This window comes from Xanthomonas sp. A1809, from assembly GCF_017746015.1.
Classification (GTDB): domain Bacteria; phylum Pseudomonadota; class Gammaproteobacteria; order Xanthomonadales; family Xanthomonadaceae; genus Xanthomonas; species Xanthomonas euvesicatoria.
Map to the genome: position 1 here is coordinate 84,434 of NZ_JAGHWZ010000007.1, position 17,702 is coordinate 102,135.

A 17,702-nucleotide genomic window follows, 5' to 3' on the forward strand; every position below is an offset into this window, starting at 1 on the left:
GGCATCCATCGACACGATGGGGTGCGCGGTGAGCGTGCGGTCAATGCAGGCGTGCGCCATTGGCCCCGGGCGCTGCGCGTCCAGCACCAGTGCCATCGCCGCATCGCGTCGTTGGCATCGCCGGGCTCCACGCACCGGCCGTGACGTGACAGGCCGCAGGCCCTACCATTCCCCTTTACCTCTTCGTATGCCCGCAATGAGCAAGCAGAACCAGTGGATCGTCGGCGTCAATGCTGTCGCCTCGTCCGTCGAGAACGACGCCGACAACGTGCGCGAGGTGTTGATCGAGGCCGGCAGCAAGAATCCGCGCCTGACCGAGATCGAAGAACAGGCGCGCCGCAAGGGCATCGACGTCCGCCGGGTCAATACCCAGGCACTGGACGGTGTGGGTGGGCAGGTACGCCACCAGGGCGTGGCCGCACGCTATGCCGCCGCGCGGCTGTGGGCCGAGAACGAGCTGGAAGGGTTGGTCGAGGCCGCCGAAGGGCGCGCGCTTGTGCTGATCCTCGATGGCGTGCAGGACCCGCACAACCTTGGCGCATGCCTGCGCAGTGCGGCAGCGGCCGGGGTCACCGCAGTGGTGATTCCCAAGGACAAGTCGGCCACGGTGAACGCCACCGTGCGCAAGACCTCCGCCGGTGCGGCCGACCGCATTCCGGTGGTGGCGGTGACCAACCTGGCGCGCTGCCTGCGCGACCTGCAGAAGCAGGGTGTGTGGCTGTATGGCTTGGCCGGCGAAGCAGAGGCTTCGTTGTACAGCGTGGATCTGCGCGGCAATGTCGGGCTGGTGCTGGGTGGCGAGGCCGATGGCCTGCGCCGTCTCACCCGCGAGCATTGCGACGGCCTGGTCAAGATCCCGATGCCCGGCGAAATTGAAAGCCTCAATGTGTCGGTCGCCACCGGTGTGACCCTGTTCGAGGCCGTGCGCCAGCGCCTGGGCACCTAACGGTCCGCATGCATCAGGCGCGAGCGCAGGCGTGCCGGCCTGCGTAACCCACGCGCGTTACGCGATGCACAGCAGCGCCAACGCTTGATCGTTGCATTGCCGATGGGCATCTGCGCAATGTTCCGCGCAGATGCGGTTCGCGAGGCGTTGACTGGCGCACGCGCAGGGAGTTGCAGCAAGGCTTTCCAGGCATGCGCAGCCACCGTCGAACGCAGCGCGACGTTTTTGCCTACCATATCGCCAGCGAACGGCGCGTTGTGTGTGATGAACGATGGGGTGGGCGCCTGGCAAACAGGCGAGAGCAGTTGCGGCGTCCAGGCGTCAGCACGACGAAAACATAGACGGCAGCCGCGCTGGCTCGGTGTCGGCGCCTGCCTGTTGTTGGCGCTGTGTTCGCTTGTTGCGGCTGCCTCACCGGCCGGCACGGCACGCTTGCGCGATTACGCCATCGATAGCTGGAGTTCGCGCAACGGGCTGCCGCACAACTCCTTGCGCGACATCGCCCAGACCCGCGACGGGTATCTGTGGTTCGCGACCTGGGAAGGGTTGGTGCGCTACAACGGGCTGGAATTCAGCGTGATCGACCGCAGCACGCGCCCTGGGCTGCCCGATAACGGCGTCGGCGCGCTGTATGTTGATCGCGATGGCGCGCTGTGGCTGAGCGATGCGCGCGGCAATCTGGTCCGGCATGGTGCCGACGGGCAATGGCGACAGTGGCAGCGGCAAGGGCAGTGGCCGCAGGCGTTGATCCATGCCATGACCATGGACGCCGAAGGCCGCATGTGGCTGTTGTTCGAAGGGCACGGGCTGGGCTGCCTGTGGCCGGATGGGCGCTTCGACTATTTCCCGCCGCACGATGACGCACCGCTGCAAAGCAGCTTTCCGCGCATGGTGGTCGATGCGCAGGGGCGCTTGTTGATCGGCACCTTCGATGGATTGATCTACCGCGAACCGGATGGGCGCATGCACCGCGCGCCGGCCGCATTCGGGTTTCCGCCGGGGTTGGCATGGCCGTATCGCGCAACGGACGGCACGGTGTGGGTGGTTGCGGGAGATCAGCTGTATCGCCTGCAGGGCGAGCGCGCCGAGCTGATGCATCGGGTGCCGGGGCAGGGTCACTTCACCGCGATGCTGCAGGATCGCAATGGCGACCTGTGGCTGGGCAGCGAAAACCAGGGGCTGCTGCGGATCGGGCCGTACGGCGTGGAGCATCTGCCGGCCGGTCGCAGCCTGCCGACCGGGCGCATCGTCAGTCTGCGCGAGGACGCCGAAGGCAGCATCTGGGTCGGCGCAAATGGCGGTCTGTTCCGGCTGCGCGAGACACTGTTCAGTCGCTACAGCCAGCGCGATGGATTAAGCGGCGACTACAGCCGCGCCTTGTTGGAAGACCGCGACGGCAGCCTGTGGATCGCCGGAACCGCCGGCCTGGACCGGATGCTGCCGGACGGGCGCATCGTGGCGGTGCCGGTGGCCACACCATCGGGGCGACGCCTTTCGGTGCTCAGCCTGGCGCTGGACCGGCACGGCGATCTTTGGGTAGGCACCTATGCCGATGGTGTCTTCGTGTTGCGCGCCGGGCGCGTGCTGGCCCATTACGGCGAGGCCGAGGGCATTCCCGGCGGGCATATCCGCGCGATCGTGATCGACGACCACGAGACGGTATGGCTGGCAACCCAGCGTGGCGTGGTGCAGCTGGTGGATGGCAAGCGCACGCCGTTGGCGATCGACGGCTTGCCTGCCAGCGTGGTGACCGCATTGGCCAACGTCGATGGCGCGGTGTGGATCGGTTCGGTCGATGGTGCGGCAGTGCTACGCAACGGCAAGCTGCGCCAGTTGAATCTTGAGCAACTGGGCGGCGCGCGCAGCGTATTCGGTTTTCAGGCCATCGGCGATGCCATGTGGATCGCGACCGACCGCGGGTTGTATCGCGAGCGCAATGGCGTTCTCGCACGCGTGGGTCTGGAGCAGGGGATGCCGGTCGATACGGTGTTCCAGCTTGTCCAAGACCGGCTTGGCAATGCGTGGATCAGCAGCAATCGCGGCGTGCTGCGTACCGAATTCAAAACGCTCGATGCAGTTGCCGATGGGCGCGGCACGCTCGCGATCGAACGCTATGGCGAGATCGATGGCATGGGCAATGCACAGGCCAACGGCAGTTCCGGCCCCAGCCTGCTGCGGCGCGCCGACGGCACGGTGTGGGTGGTGACAGCTGGCGGGGTAAGCATGGTCGACCCCTCACGTCTGCAGCGCTTTCGCGAACGTCGCCCGCCGCCGGCAGTGATCGAGAACGTGCAGCAGGATGGCCGCCCGTTGGTGTGGCGCCAGCGCGCACAACTGGCCGGCGGGCATCGCTTGAACGTGTCCTACGTCGGCATGAGCTTTCTGCTGCCGGAGCGAATCGAGTACCGCACCCGGCTGGAAGGCCTGGACAACACCTGGACCGAACGCGGCCGGCAGCGCAGCGTGGAATTCATCGGCCTGCCGCCGGGCCGATATCGTCTGCACGTGGCTGCGCGCCATCCGGGCGGGGCATGGAGCCCGCACGAAGCGGTGTGGGCGTTCGAGGTATTGCCGCTGTGGTGGCAACGCCAGGATGTGCGCTTTGCCGCGGCGCTGGGGGCGCTCTTGCTGCTGGCCCTGCTGTATCGGGTGTTGCTGCATCGCTACAAGACCCATAACGCGCGCCTGGCCGAGCTGGTGCGCAAGCGCACCGAAGACCTGCAACGGCAGGCGCAGCGCTTGCTGCAGGCCAATCAGGAAAAGAGCGAGCTATTGACGCGTTTGCGCATCAAGTCCGATGTGTTCGAGCGTCAGGCGCACGAAGATGCATTGACCGGGCTACCCAACCGTCGCCATTTCGACGAAGCGCTGGCGCGCGATATCAGCCGTGCACGGCGCAGTGGGCGGACGCTGGTGCTGGCGATTCTGGATATCGATCACTTCAAGCGCATCAACGACCATTATTCGCACGCCAGCGGCGATGCGGTCCTGCACGAGGTGGGAGTGCTCCTGACGGCGGCCGCGCGCGCCTCGGATCTGCCGGCACGCCTGGGCGGCGAAGAATTCGCGCTGCTATTGGCCGACACCACGCTGGACGAGGCACAGGCGCTTTGCCTGCGCATCCGCGCGCTCTTCCACGCCCGTCACAACTGGGCCAGCGTCGAGGGCTTGCAGGTGACCTTCAGCGCCGGTGTTGCCGCGCTGCGCGACGACGACACCGGCTCGTCGCTGATGCAGCGCGCCGATCACGCCTTGTACGAGGCCAAGAGCGCCGGCCGCGATCGGATCTGTGTGGGTTAGGGGCGGGGAATGGGGAATAGGGAATCGTAGGAGCGATCCCCGCTGCGGGAGAGGGGCGCTCAGGCAGAGGAGGTAGGTGCGCTACTGGCGCGCTACCTGTGGAAAGCTCTTGCGATTCCCGATTCCCGATTCCCGATTCCCAACTCACACCGGCCCGGGCCAGGCGTTGGCGATCTTGCAGAACAGGCGTGCGGTCTGTTCGGTGTCGTAGACCGCGCTGTGGGCGTCGGCCGCATTCCAGTCCAGGCCGGCGGCCTGGGCGGCGCGTGCCAGCACCGTCTGGCCATAGGCCACGCCAGCCAACGTCACCGTGTCGAACACGCTGAAAGGATGAAACGGGTTGCGTTTGTGGCCCACGCGCGCCACGGCGGCGTTGAGAAAATTCAGATCGAAGTGGGCGTTGTGGCCGACCAGGATTGCGCGCTGGCAGCCGTATTTCTTCACCGCTGCGCGCACCGGCGCGAACACATGGTCCAGCGCGTCCTTTTCCTGTTTCGCGAAGCGGAACGGGTGGTCGAGCACGATACCGGTGATTTCCAGCGACTTCGGGTCGATCTCCAGCCCGGGCGCCGGCACCAGGTGCGCGCTGGCGGTCTCGCCGGGAAAGAAGCGTCCGTCGGTATCCATCTCGATCGGCACGCAGGCGATCTCCAGCAGTGCGTGCTTGTTCCAGTCGAACCCGCCGGTTTCTACGTCCACCACCACGGGCAGATAGCCACGAAAGCGGCGCGACATCGGCAAAAAAGAGGGGGCAGGCTGTGCATCGACCGGTTCGTTCATCCGCATAGCCTAGCAGGTCGCACGCCGGGCTCTGCCCTGGCTGCAGGCTGGCACGCCCACACCGGCGGCAGCGACGCCCCGACGATTGGGTGCACGGCCACTCGAGTGGCGTCGGCGTGCATTGCCGGCCCACTGTCTGCGAGCGTCTTCCCCGAACCGGGCGACTGCAGACCACACAGCGACAGTCGCCATACACCGAAATGAAAAGGCCCGATCCGCGTTGCCACGGACCGGGCCTCCCTAACGACACGGTGAGCGAGCCCTTAGCGACCCGCGACGACGCTGGTAATCAGCCCGGTGGCCACTGCGATCAGCACGTAGGTGTTATCCACGCGACGCCATTCGTGCCCGCGCGGCGGCGGCTTGAGATGGTGCTTGTGGTAGTCGGCAACGCGACTACCACGATGGTCCGGTGCCAGCCGCTCGCCGCGGCGATACGGCGGGCCGCGGCGCTCGTTGCGATGATCCTCGTGATGCGCGTTGCGGCGATCGTCGCGCCTGTCGTCATGCCTGTCGTCGCGGTGATCGTCATGGCGGTCAGGACCATGGTCGTCGTGACGCTGCGCATTGCGGTCACGGTCGTGATCCAGCTCGTGCTGCTGCGGTGCTGCAAACGCTGCGCCAGAGGTCAGCAGCGTCAAGGCCATGAAGGATCCAACGAAACGTTTCATCAGCGGACTCCTGGGTCACAGGAAATGCCTGTGCAGCTGCACCGTAGAAGTTTCAAGCTGAATACGTAATGAGAAGGCCTTGCGGCGCCTCACGGCAACGCCGCCGCGGTCTAGATGACGCCGGTGCTGCTGGTGTCGTCGCGCTTCACCCGCGGAGGCAAGGGCTGCTCGCCATGCACCAGGAACCACACGTTCTCGGCGATGTTGGTGGCGTGGTCGCCAATGCGTTCCAGATTCTTTGCCATGAACAGCAGATGCGTACACGGAGTGATATTGCGCGGGTCTTCCATCATGTAGGTGAGCAGCTCGCGGAACAACGCGGTGTACTGCGCATCCAGGCGTGCATCTTCGTCGCGGACACGGATCGCCGCATCGGCATCCTTGTTGCGATACGCCTGTACGGCTTCGCGCACGGCATCGGCCGCCATCTGGCCAAGCGCGCGCAGGCCCACGGTCTGCGGCAGCGGCGGTGCGGAATTGAGCGCGATCGAGCGCTTGGCCACGTTGGCCGCGTAATCGCCGATACGTTCGATATCGGCCGGAATCCGCAGGCCTGCAAGAATTTCACGCAGATCGCGCGCCATCGGGCCGCGCAATGCAAGCCGCATCACGTCGTGGCTGATCGCATGCTCCAGTGCGTCGATCGCCTCGTCGTTGACCACGATGCGGTGCGCGGCGTTGTCATCGCGACGCTCCACCACATCCAGCGCGGCTTCCAGCTGCGCCACCGCCGTCTCGCCCATGCGCACGATCTCGGCGACAAGACGGTGCTGCTCCTCGTCGTAGCTTTTGACGATATGGTCGTTGAGGTGCTGGTTCATCGTGGTCTCGATTCGTGGCAGTGGTGGATGTCCGCCGTAACCTTGGCGACATGGCAGATGATGCAAATGTCGTGCCGGGCGGTGCGGCGGAACTGCGTCAATGCGGCGTTGCGCTGGCGCGCCTTACATCAACCGAAGCGGCCGGTGATGTAGTCCTCGGTCTGTTGCTTGGATGGCTGCGAAAAAATGGTTTCGGTGCGGTCATGCTCGATCAGGTCGCCCAGGTACATGAAGGCGGTATAGTCGGACACGCGCGCGGCCTGCTGCATGTTGTGGGTGACGATCACGATGGTGTAGTCGCGCTTGAGCTCTTCCACCAACTGTTCGATGCGGCTGGTGGAAATCGGGTCCAGCGCGGACGTCGGTTCGTCCAGCAACAACACATCCGGGCGCAGCGCCACCGCACGTGCGATGCACAGGCGCTGCTGCTGGCCACCGGAAAGCCCCAGCGCGCTCTGCCCCAGCTTGTCCTTCACCTCGTCCCACAGCGCGCCCTGGCGCAAGGCCTGCTCGACGCGGTTCTGCATGTCGGCCTTGGACAGCTTTTCGTGGTGGCGGATGCCGTAGGCCACGTTTTCGAAGATGGTCATCGGAAACGGCACCGGCTTCTGGAACACCATGCCCACCTTGCTGCGCAGGCGGTTCATCGGGTACTTCGGCGACAGGATGTTTTCGTTGTCCAGCAACACCTCGCCGCGCGCTTCCATCTTCGGATACAGCGCATAGATGCGGTTGAAGATGCGCAGCAAGGTCGACTTGCCGCAGCCGGAGGGACCGATCAACGCGGTGACGCGCTTTTCGGGAATCTCGATGTTGATGCTCTTGAGCGCGTGGTACTTGTCGTAATAGAAATCCAGATTGCGTGCGGCCACCTTCACCGGCGCCTGCGCCGTCGGCGCCCCCGTGGCGGCCGGAACAGCGATGCGATGCATCGGCTTGGCGTTTTGGAGATCGTTCATGTCGGGTGTCCGGAGGGAAAGGTCAGTCATTGGAAATCTTGTTGCGCAAGAGCAGGGCACGCGCACCCAGGCTCACCAGCAACACGAACACGGTCAGTACCAGCGCGCCGGCCCAGGCCAGCGTTTGCCAGGTGTCGTACGGGCTGCCGGCGAATTGATTCATGATCACCGGCACGCTGGCCATCGGCTGGAAGATGTTGCTGTTCCAGTACTGGTTGCCGAATGCGGTGAACAGCAGCGGTGCGGTTTCGCCGCTGATGCGCGCCAGTGCCAGCAGCGCGCCGGTGACGATGCCTGCCGAGGCGCTGCGGTACAGCACCTGCACGGTGACTTTCCACTGCGGAATGCCCAACGACAATGCGGCTTCACGCATCTGCGCCGGCACCAATCGCAGCATTTCGTCGGTGGTACGCACCACCACCGGCAGCACGATGAAGGCCAGCGACAGTGCGCCGGCGAATGCCGAAAAGCGCCCACCGGTCTGCATCACGTACAAGGTGTAGACGAACAGGCCCAGCACGATCGAGGGCGCCGACAACAGGATGTCGTTGACAAAGCGCACCACCACGCCGGCCTTGCGCGCATTGCCGTACTCCGCGAGCCAGGTGCCTGCGGCGATGCCCAGCGGCGTGCCGATGGCCAGCGCCAGCCCGCACATCACCGCACTGCCGAAGAAGGCATTGAGCAGGCCGCCTTCCTGCATCGGCGGCGGCGTCATCTTGGTAAACAGGTTGAGGTCGATGCCCGGGACGCCCTTGGACACCAGCGTCCACAGGATCCAGGCCAGGAAGAACAAACCAAACAACGCAGTGACGCAGGAGAGCAGCAACGCAATGGCGTTGACGACCCGGCGGCGGTTGTACAGCGATTGCGACACCGAAGCGGCGGACATCAGTTGCCCTCCCGACGCGACAGCTGCATCAGCATGAAGCGTGCGATGGCCAGCACGATGAAGGTCACGATGAACAACACAAAGCCCAGCAGCAGCAATGCCGACCGGTAGGTTTCAGTGGCTTCGCCGAAATCGTTGGCGATCAACGCCGCGATGGTGGTGCCAGGCTCCAGCAGCGACGGCGACAGGCGCACCGTGTTACCGACCACGAAGGCCACCGCCATGGTTTCGCCCAGCGCACGCCCCAGACCCAGGAACACGCCGCCGATCACCGCCGAGCGGGTGTAGGGCAGCACGATGTCCCAGCTCACTTCCCACTTGGTCGAGCCCAGTGCGTATGCCGATTCCTTCAAGCGCGTGGGCACGGTCAAAAACACTTCGCGCATGACCGAGGAGATGAAGGGAATCACCATGATCGCCAGCACGAAGCCGGCAGTCAGCAGGCCGATGCCTAACGGCGGGCCCTGGAACAACGGGCCGATCAGCGGCAGCGTGCCGAGATGATCGTTGAGCCATGGTGTGACATGTTCGGTCATCACCGGCACCAGCACGAACAGGCCCCACATGCCGTAGATGATCGACGGGATGCCGGCCAGCAGTTCGATGGCAGTGCCCACCGGGCCACGCAGCCAGCGCGGTGCCACTTCGGTCAGAAAGAACGCGATACCGAAACTCACCGGCACCGCAATCAGCATCGCGATCACCGCGGTGACCAGGGTGCCGTAGATCGGTGCCAGCGCACCGTATTTGTTTTCGACCGGATTCCAGTCGGCCGAGTAGAAGAAACTCAGGCCCTGCATCTGCAAGGCATGGCGTCCGCCCCACAGCATCGACAGTGCCGCGCTGCCGAGCGCCAACAGGACGAAAACGACCGTAGCGGCCAGCGCAAGCTTGAACAGGCGATCGGCACGTGCGTCGCGCAGGTCGCGGCCGCGTGGCGCGGTCATCGCTTCGGGAATGGCGGTGGCATTCATTCGATTGGACTCGTCACCCGCGCAATGGCGGGAGCGTGAGACAGCAGGAACGGCGAGGCACCTTCAGGTACCTCGCCGCAGCGCAGCCCGCCGCATGGGCGGGTGCAGGGCATTACTTGAACTCGCTGCCCCAATAGGCTTCGATCTGCTTCACCAGCTCCGGCGGCAGCGGCACGTAGTGCAATTCGCTGGCCTGGGCCTGGCCGTTTTCCAGCGCCCACTTGAAGAAGTCCAGCGTCGCCTTGCTGCGCGCGGCGTCCTTGGACTGCTTGTGCATCAACATGAAGTTGGTCGCGGTGATCGGCCACGCCTTCTCGCCCGGCGCATTGGTGATCACCAGGTTGAAGTCACGGGCGTTGGCCCAGTCGGCGCTGGCAGCGGCGGCGGCAAAGCTTTCCGCATTCGGCTCGACCCACTGGCCGGCCGCGTTCTGCAGCGAGGTATACGGCATCTTGTTCTGCAGGGCGTAGGCCAGCTCGACGTAACCGATCGACCCCTTGATCTGCTGCACATACGAGGCAACGCCTTCGTTGCCCTTGCCACCCACGCCGCCCGGCCACTGCACCGAGGTGCCTTCGCCGACCTTGCTCTTCCACTCCGGGCTGACCTTGGACAGGTAGTTGGAGAAGTTGAAGGTGGTGCCCGAACCATCCGAGCGATGCACAAGATTGATCTTGGTGGCCGGCAGGGTCACGCCCGGGTTGGCCGCCACAATGGCCGCATCGTTCCACATGGTGACCTTGCCCAGGAAGATATCGCCCAGCAGGGCGCCGGTCAGGCGCAGCTTGCCCGGCGCGATGCCTTCCAGATTCACCACCGGCACCACGCCGCCGATGGCGGACGGGAACTGGCCCAGGCCAGCCTGTTGCAGTTCCGTGCTGTCCAGCGGTTTGTCGGTCGAGCCGAAATCCACGGTGCCGGCCTTGATCTGCGCAATACCGCCGCCGGAGCCGATCGACTGATAGTTGACCTTGTTGCCGGTGGCGGCGTTGTAGTCGGCCGACCACTTGGACACCAGCGGATAGATGAAGGACGCACCGGCGCCGGAAATTTCAGCGCCCTTGCTGTCGCTGGCGGTGGCGCCTGCGGTCGGCGCGCCCTTTGCGGCGTCTGCGGACTGCGCGTCCTTGCCGGGCGAGCACGCGGCCAGGGCGAGGGCGATGGTGAGGGACAGGGCGGTCAGGCTGGCCGACTGCAATTTCATGGAAGCTCCGAGGCTGGATTGGCCGGTGTCTCCGGCAGACCACACTATGAAATGATGTTTTTGTTACACCTGCATGACAGTGCCTTCTGGCCAACGCATCACAAAAAAAGGACGCGGACCGCGGAGGGAGTGGCACCCTCCGGGATCCGCGTCCCGGGGCCGACGCCGGGGAGAGAGACGGCGTCGTTCCTTTACGCGTTTTCGTGCTGGCTGCCGAGCCTCGGTGCGGGGCACCTGATTGCCATTTCAGGCGGCACTGCAGGTCGCCGGCATGGACCAGACAACCGCCCATGCCGTTCAAGGCATGGCTTGCCCACCTTGGCGCTGCACCAGAGGCTGCGCCGTCCTTAGTGCGGCAGATTCTTGGCCCAATACGCCTCGATCTGAGTGACCAGCGTGTCCGGCAGCGGCACGTAGTCCAACTGCTTGGCCTGCGCATCGCCCTTGGTGTAGACCCAGCGGAAGAAGTCCAGCGTGTTCTTCAGGCCAGCCGGGTTCTTCGGCTTTTTCTGCACCAGAATGAAATTGGTCGCCGTGATCGGCCAGGCGTTATCGCCAGCGGCGTTGGTCATCACCAGATAGAAGTCCTTGGCCGTGCCCCAGTCGGCACTGTTGGCCGCGGCGGCGAAGGTTTCATCCGACGGTTGCACGAACTTGCCGGCCGCGTTCTTCATTGCGGTGTAGGCCATCTTGTTCTGCAGCGCGTACGACAACTCGACATAGCCGATGCCGCCCTTGATCTGCTTCACGTAGGCGGCCACGCCCTCGTTGCCCTTGCCGCCGATGCCGGTCGGCCACTGCACGGCAGTCCCTTCGCCAACCTTGCTCTTCCAGTCCGGGTTGACCTTGGACAGGTAGTTGGTGAAGTTGAAGCTGGTGCCCGAACCGTCGGAGCGGTGCACCACGGTGATCTTGCCTTCCGGCAGTTTCATGCCCGGGTTGAGCGCGGCGATGGCCGGGTCGTTCCAGGTGCTGACCTTGCCTAGGAAGATGTCGCCCAGGGTCTTGCCGTCCAGCTTGAGCGTACCGGCGGCGACGCCCGCAACGTTGACCACCGGCACCACGCCGCCGATCACCGAGGGAAACTGCGCCAGGCCGGCAGCGGCCAATTCTTCCGGCTTGAGCGGGGCATCGGACGAGCCGAAGTCCACGCTGGCCGCCTTGATCTGGGCAATGCCGCCGCCCGAACCGATCGATTGGTAGTTGACCTGCTTCTTGGTGGCGGCGTTGTAGTCGGCCGACCACTTGGACATCACCGGGTAGATGAACGACGCACCGGCACCGGTGACATCGGCAGCCTGGGCACACAGTGCCAGCGAGGCGGCGAGTACGCCGACGGCCAGACGGGTCTTGAAGGAGTGGATCACGGAACAGCTCCTGTAGCGAAGGGATGAGGACGTCCCGCCGTGGTGCCATTGCAGGGCAATGGCATGACCATGCGGTGTCTGGGAAATGACAGGGCGATGACGGCATTGCGCCGTCGGATGTTCAGGCCGGCAGGAAGTGGCGGCGCTGCCACCGCGTGCGCTCGACCGATCGCACGCGGCAGCGACGCACTTACCAGTAGAACTGCGCGCGTGCTTCGATGATCGACGGGTTATCGTCGACCAGGCCGCGGGTGGTGCTGTTGTAGCGGGTGCTGTCGACCTTGGCGTAGTCGAGGGCGAACTTGAAGTTCGAGCGCCAGTACCAATTGGCGCCGACCGTCCAGATGTTCATCTTGCCGCCCAGCACGCCATCGACGAACGGTGTGTTGCCGTTGGCGACCAGGTGGCCATCGTTGAGGTCCAGGGTGTCGTAGCGCACCGCCAGCTGCCACATGCCCGATGCCGGCTCGTTGGGCAGCGGGGTGGTCGGCACGCCAGCCTTGTAGCCCCAGGTTTCGCCGGTGAGGTTCCAGACGCCGCTCACGTACCAGCCGTCGCTCTTATAGTCGTGCGCATTGGCACCGATGCGGTTGGCGTTTTCCTGGAAGTACTCGCTCTGCAGCTTGAACGGCCCGGTGATCCACATCGCCTCGGCACCGGCCACGCCAACGTTGTCCACATTGGTGATGGCGCCGCTGTCGATCAGGCGAACGGTGGTCAGGTCGGCGTCGGGGCGTGCGCGCAGGCGCAAGGTGTCGTCGTCGGTGTCGTAGGCCAGGTAGCTCAGGCCGAAATGCAGCACGTTGCCAGTCTCGTTGATCGGCGCCCAGGTGCCGCGCGCGCCATAGCCGTTGCCGTGCGCCTGGTTACGGGTCAGCTCGCGGCCGAATGCACTGGCGGTCACGCTCCAATTGTTGTCGCCCATGCCATAGGCCACGCCCAACCGGCGCGAGATGCCATAGGTGTTGGTCACCGACGCCTTGGAGACGAAGTCGTTGTTCTTGGTGCTGGACAGTTCTTCCAGGCTGTTGGGCTGCTTGAACTGGCCGATCTGCAGGTAATTGTTCGCGTTGCCGCCGAACTTGTACTTGATGTTGTTATCCAGGAAGCGGCCCGTGCTGCGAATGGTGGTGCCACGGATGGTGACCTCCTTCAGCACGCTCGGGTCATAGCCGGCGACCCATTCGAAGTTGCCCGGGCCCTTGCCCTTGAGGACCAGCTCGGCGCGCCGGATGCTGAATTCGGAATTGTCGCCATTGGCACCGATCGGGCCATTGAGGTCCTGCACATCGTTGTGGAACCAGTTGCCGTCGGCCTGGACCAGGCCTTCCAGCGAGATTTCCGAACCACCGATCACATCGATGGCGATCTCGGCGTGTGCTGCAGGGGCGGCCAGTGCCAGCAGCAGCGCGGAACCAAGCAGGGTGGGAGCGAGTTTCATAGATGCCTTGCGACCTGAGAAAGTGGGCGCAGGCTAGGGTGTGAAGGTTGCGTTAATGTGACAAAACAACAGAAACGTAATACGTGATTTTTGCCAATAAAGACAAGAGTTTACGTGTGTTTCAACTATGTCAGTGTGTGTCAAAAAAATGAACGGCGCTGTTTTATGACAGTACTCGGTGCCAACCTCAACGCTTTGAATTTCCCAGCTGTGGCGCTGACGGCCTGAACTGGCGCTATGTCAGCCTGAACGCATGCGTCAGTTTGTGCGGCGCACCACTTGCATACGCGGCGTCAAAATTGTTAGCTTCGAGGCCATGTTTCCTCGATTCCTCCAAATGCTGTTGGTCTGCCTGCTCGCGCTTTCCGCGTGGTCGGCAGCCAATGCGCACGCGCGCCTGCATCATGCGTTCGTGGGCGACGGCCTGGCGGTAATGGTGGATGCTGGCGAAGAACGCGATGCAGCAGAAGATCCGCAGGACGACGGCGATACACAGAGCCAAGTCGACACACAGCCTGCAGACGATATCCCCTTGCTCTCCCAAGCATGGCCGATGCTGGCGCGGTATTCCCCCTCTTGGCACGCGCATCACGCGCCGGCAAATCAAAAACGCGACCTGATCCCACAGCTGCGCCCTCCAAACGCACTGCTTGGCTGATCCCCGCTGTCGATGCACCCGGTGCGTTCCGCGCCGGATTCCCAATTGATTTGTTTGTCTTTGCAATTCGCGGTTTGCGCCGCGGATGGCTATTCGTTGCCTAGAGGAATCTCCCATGGAAAGTTTGCTAGAAGGTTTTCGCCATTTCCGTAAGGAAGTCTATCCGCGTCAGAGTGCGCGCTTTCAGGAACTGGCAGGCGGCCAGAGCCCGCACACGCTGTTCATCACCTGCGCAGACTCGCGCGTCATGCCGGAGCTGATCTTCTCCGCACAGCCAGGCGAATTGTTCGTCTATCGCAATATCGGCAATGTGGTGCCGCCGTACTCGCAACATGTCAGTGGCGTGGTGGCAGCAATCGAATACGCCATCGCAGTGCTGGGCGTGCGCCACATCGTGATCTGCGGGCACACCGACTGCGGCGCGATGAAGGCCGTGCTCAAGCCGGAGTCGCTGGAAGACGTGCCCTCCGTGGCAGCGTGGCTCAAGCACACCGATGCGGCGCGCCATGTCACCGCGCATCACGGGCACGATCCGCAGAGCCATGAAGCGCTGAGCTGCATGACCGAAGAGAACGTGGTCTCGCAGTTGGACCACCTGCGCACGCAGCCGGTGGTGGCAGCGCGCTTGGCGGCGGGCACGTTGCGCATCCACGGCTGGATCTACGATATCGCGCACGGGGAGATCCGCGCCTTCGATGCCGAGAAGGGTGGCTTCCGGCCACTGCTGGCCGAAAGCACCCCCGAAGCCACTCCACGCCCGCGACTGCAGCAAGTCGTGCGCGCTGAACTCGCCTGACGGAGCCTGCCATGAACACATCAGGTATCGGCGGATATTTCCGCCAGGGACTGTTTGGGCGTGATTTATTGGCGTCCGTGGTGGTCTTCCTTGTCGCGCTGCCGCTGTGCATGGGTATCGCGATCGCATCCGGCATGCCGCCCGCCGCGGGCCTGATCACCGGCATCGTGGGTGGTCTGGTCGTCGGCTTTCTGGCGGGTTCTCCGCTGCAGGTGAGCGGGCCGGCCGCCGGCCTGGCTGTGTTGGTGTTCGAACTGGTGCGGGAGCACGGCGCTGTTGCGCTCGGGCCGGTGATCTTGGTGGCCGGCGCAATTCAGCTGATTGCCGGTCTGTGCCGCGCAGGCGTCTGGTTCCGGATGACATCGCCGGCCGTTGTGGCGGGCATGTTGTCGGGCATCGGCATCCTGATCGTGGCCTCGCAGGCGCACGTCTTGATGGATGCCGCGCCCAAGGCCCGCGGTCTGGAAAACTTCGCTGCATTGCCTGGCGTGTTGTGGCAGGCCATCAGCGAGGGAACCGGCCGTAATGCGCTGTTCGTGGGTCTGGCGACGATCGGTATCATCCTGGCCTGGGACAAGCTGCGCCCGCAGCGCCTGCGGTTTTTGCCGGGTGCATTGATCGCGGTGGTGGTTGTCACCGCGACCGTGCAGTTGCAGGGCTTGAACGTCAACAAGGTCGATGTCCCGACCAATCTGTTCTCTGCGATCAGCATCCCCAGCATTTCCGACATCTTTGGCGTGTTCAATCACACCTTGCTGGTCTCGGCAGTGACCTTCGCCTTCATCGCCAGCGCCGAGACCTTGCTGTCGGCGGCGGCGGTGGACCGCATGCATCAGGGGGCGCGCACGCAGTACGACCGTGAGCTGGCGGCGCAGGGTGTGGGCAATATGCTCTGCGGTTTCCTGGGTGCATTGCCGATGACCGGGGTGATCGTGCGCAGCGCGGCCAACGTGCAGGCCGGTGCGGCAACGCGTGCATCGACCATCCTGCACGGCAGCTGGCTGCTGGTGTTCGCCATGCTGTTGCCGTGGCTGCTGCGGATGACGCCGGTGGCCTGTCTGGCCGGCATCCTGGTCTATACCGGCGTGAAGATGATCAAGATCGGGCAGGTCAAGGAACTGGCGACCTATGGCCGCGGAACGGCCGCGATCTACCTGGCGACCACCTTCGCGATCGTGGCCACCGACCTGCTGACCGGCGTGCTGATCGGCTTCGGTCTGTCGCTGTTCCGTCTGGCACTGCATTCGTCGCGTCTGAAGGTCGAGGTGCGCGAGCACGCCGACAAGAAGGACGAAATGCATCTGACCCTCCAGGGTTCGGCCACCTTCCTGAAGGTGCCGGCTATGGCACGTACGCTGGAAAGCGTGCCGCCGAACACTGCGCTGCATCTGGATGTGGCCAAGCTGCACCACGTCGATCATGCCTGCATCGAGTTGTTGCGCGACTGGAGCCGCAATGCGGCCTCACGCGGCTGCGAACTGGTGGTGGACTGGAAGGAGCTGGATCGACGTGTCGAAGGCCAGCCCACAGTGGATGGCGTGCTGGTGGAACAGCGCGTCGAGCAGGCGAAAGCTGCGTAAAGTGTTGTAAACGCCCGGCGTTCGCGCCGGGTGACCCCCATCGTGATCGGGTGATGCATGGCGCCGAAAGACGCATCATCCGGTCACGATTTTTTTTTTGGGGGAGTGGGGAGTCGGGATTCGGGATTCGGGAGTCGGGAGTCGTGAAAGCCTGCGACCTTGTGGTTTGCTGAGTGGGATCAGGTTGCGCGGTTGCGCCGTTGCTCCGGCGCCACTGCTGCCTCAATTCTTGGTTTTTGTTTGCCGCTCAGGCGCCGGTGGCGTCTTGTCGCGGTAGCGGCATAGATCGTGGATCACGCAGCCCGGGCAATCCGGCTTGCGTGCCTTGCAGACGTAGCGTCCGTGCAGGATCAGCCAGTGATGCGCATCGTGTAGAAACTCGGCCGGGATCACCTTGATCAACTTGTCTTCGACCGCGCGCACGTCCTTGCCTGGCGCAAGACCGGTGCGGTTGGAAACGCGAAAGATATGCGTGTCCACGGCCATGGCGGGCTCGCCGAAGGCGGTGTTGAGCACCACATTTGCGGTCTTGCGGCCCACGCCGGGCAGCGCTTCCAGCGCGGCGCGATCATGCGGCACCTCGCCGCCATAGCGCTCCAGCAGGATGCGGCAGGTGGCGATGACGTTCTTGGCCTTGGCGTTGAACAGGCCGATGGTGGAGATGTACCGCTTCAGGCCCTCCTCGCCGAGATCGAGAATGTCGCGTGGGGTGTTGGCCACCGGATAGAGCTTGCGGGTCGCCTTGTTGACGCCGACATCGGTGGCTTGCGCCGACAGCAGCACCGCGATCAATAACTCGAATGGGGTGGTGTATTCCAGCTCGGTGGTGGGGTGCGGATTGAGTTCGCGCAGGCGCTCGAACATCTCCTGTATCTCGGGCTTGCGCATGCTGCTGCCACGACGCGCCGGTACCATTGCCTGGGGTGTGTTCATGGCTGCGCTCCGCCAGCGGCTTTCGCCTTCGCGCGCGCCAGGATGGCAGCGGCCAGCGGCGGCAGTGCGGGCGTTGCCGGTTGGCTGGGCGCCGGGGCGGGCGCCCTGCGCGCATCGCGTTCGGCGGCGCGCCGTTGCAGGCGCGCCGAGCGCGCGCGGTAGCGTTCGCGCGCGGCCCAGGCGTCTTGTAGACGGCGTTGCGCGCTGAGCAACGTGGCACAGACCTGCGGGCAGTCGGCGTCCAGCGTATCGTGCTGCGGGTCGGGCAGATAGGCCATCAAGCCGAGTGCCAGCGCACGATCCAGGTCGTCGGCCTGCACACAATCGAACAACCGCAGCGGCAACGGACGCGATGCCGGAATGAGTTCGAGCGTCATGGC

Annotated in this window: 16 protein-coding genes; 5 read left to right on the plus strand and 11 right to left on the minus strand. The window is 64.4% G+C overall.

Going from position 1 to position 17,702, the window contains the following annotated elements; genetic code table 11:
- Positions 1-196: 196 nt before the first annotated feature.
- Positions 197-946: a 23S rRNA (guanosine(2251)-2'-O)-methyltransferase RlmB gene (gene rlmB / locus J7396_RS11550; protein ID WP_011346992.1), complete on the plus strand. Its 750-nt coding sequence runs from the start codon at positions 197-199 to the stop codon at positions 944-946.
- Between the two features lie 264 nt (positions 947-1,210).
- A complete protein-coding gene (locus J7396_RS11555; protein ID WP_209261484.1) occupies positions 1,211-4,246 on the plus strand; it encodes a ligand-binding sensor domain-containing diguanylate cyclase in 3,036 nt (1,011 codons plus the stop codon).
- Between the two features lie 144 nt (positions 4,247-4,390).
- Here the strand turns inward: J7396_RS11555 and rnt are convergent, their stop codons facing one another.
- The 9 genes from rnt to J7396_RS11600 form a co-directional block, all read right to left on the minus strand.
- Positions 4,391-5,032, minus strand: coding sequence for a ribonuclease T (rnt, locus tag J7396_RS11560; RefSeq protein WP_008572178.1), 642 nt, complete (start codon positions 5,030-5,032; stop codon positions 4,391-4,393).
- A 257-nt stretch (positions 5,033-5,289) separates the two neighbouring features.
- Positions 5,290-5,697 carry an RcnB family protein gene (locus tag J7396_RS11565; protein WP_011346994.1) on the minus strand — a complete coding sequence of 136 codons (408 nt, stop codon included), beginning with the start codon at positions 5,695-5,697 and terminating at the stop codon, positions 5,290-5,292.
- A gap of 110 nt (positions 5,698-5,807) precedes the next feature.
- Positions 5,808-6,518, minus strand: coding sequence for a phosphate signaling complex protein PhoU (phoU, locus tag J7396_RS11570; protein WP_008572166.1), 711 nt, complete (start codon positions 6,516-6,518; stop codon positions 5,808-5,810).
- Between the two features lie 128 nt (positions 6,519-6,646).
- On the minus strand, positions 6,647-7,477 hold the full coding sequence (pstB, locus tag J7396_RS11575) for a phosphate ABC transporter ATP-binding protein PstB (RefSeq protein WP_005913798.1): 831 nt from the start codon (positions 7,475-7,477) through the stop codon (positions 6,647-6,649).
- 22 nt (positions 7,478-7,499) lie between these two features.
- A complete protein-coding gene (pstA, locus tag J7396_RS11580; protein WP_209261485.1) occupies positions 7,500-8,369 on the minus strand; it encodes a phosphate ABC transporter permease PstA in 870 nt (289 codons plus the stop codon).
- Positions 8,369-9,343, minus strand: a complete 975-nt coding sequence (pstC, locus tag J7396_RS11585) for a phosphate ABC transporter permease subunit PstC (RefSeq protein WP_003487154.1) — start codon at positions 9,341-9,343, stop codon at positions 8,369-8,371. The genes pstA and pstC overlap by 1 nt, the downstream gene beginning before the upstream one ends.
- 112 nt (positions 9,344-9,455) lie before the next feature.
- Positions 9,456-10,547, minus strand: a complete 1,092-nt coding sequence (pstS, locus tag J7396_RS11590; RefSeq protein WP_008572162.1) for a phosphate ABC transporter substrate-binding protein PstS — start codon at positions 10,545-10,547, stop codon at positions 9,456-9,458.
- Between the two features lie 347 nt (positions 10,548-10,894).
- Positions 10,895-11,914: a phosphate ABC transporter substrate-binding protein PstS gene (gene pstS / locus J7396_RS11595; RefSeq protein WP_071118289.1), complete on the minus strand. Its 1,020-nt coding sequence runs from the start codon at positions 11,912-11,914 to the stop codon at positions 10,895-10,897.
- A 190-nt stretch (positions 11,915-12,104) separates the two neighbouring features.
- Positions 12,105-13,355 carry an OprO/OprP family phosphate-selective porin gene (locus J7396_RS11600; RefSeq protein ID WP_008572160.1) on the minus strand — a complete coding sequence of 417 codons (1,251 nt, stop codon included), beginning with the start codon at positions 13,353-13,355 and terminating at the stop codon, positions 12,105-12,107.
- 337 nt (positions 13,356-13,692) lie between these two features.
- Here J7396_RS11600 and J7396_RS11605 point away from each other — a divergent pair, with 337 nt between their 5' ends.
- The 3 genes from J7396_RS11605 to J7396_RS11615 all read left to right on the plus strand — a co-directional run bounded on the left by J7396_RS11605 (position 13,693) and on the right by J7396_RS11615 (position 16,389).
- Positions 13,693-14,013, plus strand: coding sequence for a hypothetical protein (locus J7396_RS11605; protein WP_029819132.1), 321 nt, complete (start codon positions 13,693-13,695; stop codon positions 14,011-14,013).
- A gap of 115 nt (positions 14,014-14,128) precedes the next feature.
- Complete coding sequence (locus J7396_RS11610) at positions 14,129-14,809, plus strand: carbonic anhydrase (protein WP_011346996.1); 681 nt, start codon at positions 14,129-14,131, stop codon at positions 14,807-14,809.
- A gap of 11 nt (positions 14,810-14,820) precedes the next feature.
- Positions 14,821-16,389, plus strand: a complete 1,569-nt coding sequence (locus J7396_RS11615) for a SulP family inorganic anion transporter (RefSeq protein WP_008572157.1) — start codon at positions 14,821-14,823, stop codon at positions 16,387-16,389.
- Positions 16,390-16,611: 222 nt separating this feature from the next.
- On the opposite strand, the gene nth is transcribed toward J7396_RS11615, so the two are convergent.
- Positions 16,612-17,322: an endonuclease III gene (nth, locus tag J7396_RS11620; RefSeq protein WP_029819133.1), complete on the minus strand. Its 711-nt coding sequence runs from the start codon at positions 17,320-17,322 to the stop codon at positions 16,612-16,614.
- A complete protein-coding gene (locus tag J7396_RS11625; RefSeq protein WP_127172332.1) occupies positions 17,319-17,699 on the minus strand; it encodes a hypothetical protein in 381 nt (126 codons plus the stop codon). Before J7396_RS11625 ends, nth begins: the two co-directional genes overlap by 4 nt.
- Positions 17,700-17,702 lie beyond the last annotated feature (3 nt).

Excerpts from the sequence above, each read along its gene's own strand:
- pstC (WP_003487154.1), bottom strand. The coding sequence starts at position 9,343 with ATGAATGCCACCGCCATTCCCGAAGCGATGACCGCGCCACGCGGCCGC.
- J7396_RS11565 (WP_011346994.1), bottom strand. The coding sequence starts at position 5,697 with ATGAAACGTTTCGTTGGATCCTTCATGGCCTTGACGCTGCTGACCTCT.
- pstS (WP_008572162.1), bottom strand. The coding sequence starts at position 10,547 with ATGAAATTGCAGTCGGCCAGCCTGACCGCCCTGTCCCTCACCATCGCC.
- nth (WP_029819133.1), bottom strand. The coding sequence starts at position 17,322 with ATGAACACACCCCAGGCAATGGTACCGGCGCGTCGTGGCAGCAGCATG.
- J7396_RS11610 (WP_011346996.1), top strand. The coding sequence starts at position 14,129 with ATGGAAAGTTTGCTAGAAGGTTTTCGCCATTTCCGTAAGGAAGTCTAT.
- rnt (WP_008572178.1), bottom strand. The coding sequence starts at position 5,032 with ATGCGGATGAACGAACCGGTCGATGCACAGCCTGCCCCCTCTTTTTTG.
- phoU (WP_008572166.1), bottom strand. The coding sequence starts at position 6,518 with ATGAACCAGCACCTCAACGACCATATCGTCAAAAGCTACGACGAGGAG.
- rlmB (WP_011346992.1), top strand. The coding sequence starts at position 197 with ATGAGCAAGCAGAACCAGTGGATCGTCGGCGTCAATGCTGTCGCCTCG.
- pstA (WP_209261485.1), bottom strand. The coding sequence starts at position 8,369 with ATGTCCGCCGCTTCGGTGTCGCAATCGCTGTACAACCGCCGCCGGGTC.
- J7396_RS11625 (WP_127172332.1), bottom strand. The coding sequence starts at position 17,699 with ATGACGCTCGAACTCATTCCGGCATCGCGTCCGTTGCCGCTGCGGTTG.
- pstB (WP_005913798.1), bottom strand. The coding sequence starts at position 7,477 with ATGAACGATCTCCAAAACGCCAAGCCGATGCATCGCATCGCTGTTCCG.
- J7396_RS11555 (WP_209261484.1), top strand. The coding sequence starts at position 1,211 with ATGAACGATGGGGTGGGCGCCTGGCAAACAGGCGAGAGCAGTTGCGGC.
- J7396_RS11605 (WP_029819132.1), top strand. The coding sequence starts at position 13,693 with ATGCTGTTGGTCTGCCTGCTCGCGCTTTCCGCGTGGTCGGCAGCCAAT.
- J7396_RS11600 (WP_008572160.1), bottom strand. The coding sequence starts at position 13,355 with ATGAAACTCGCTCCCACCCTGCTTGGTTCCGCGCTGCTGCTGGCACTG.
- J7396_RS11615 (WP_008572157.1), top strand. The coding sequence starts at position 14,821 with ATGAACACATCAGGTATCGGCGGATATTTCCGCCAGGGACTGTTTGGG.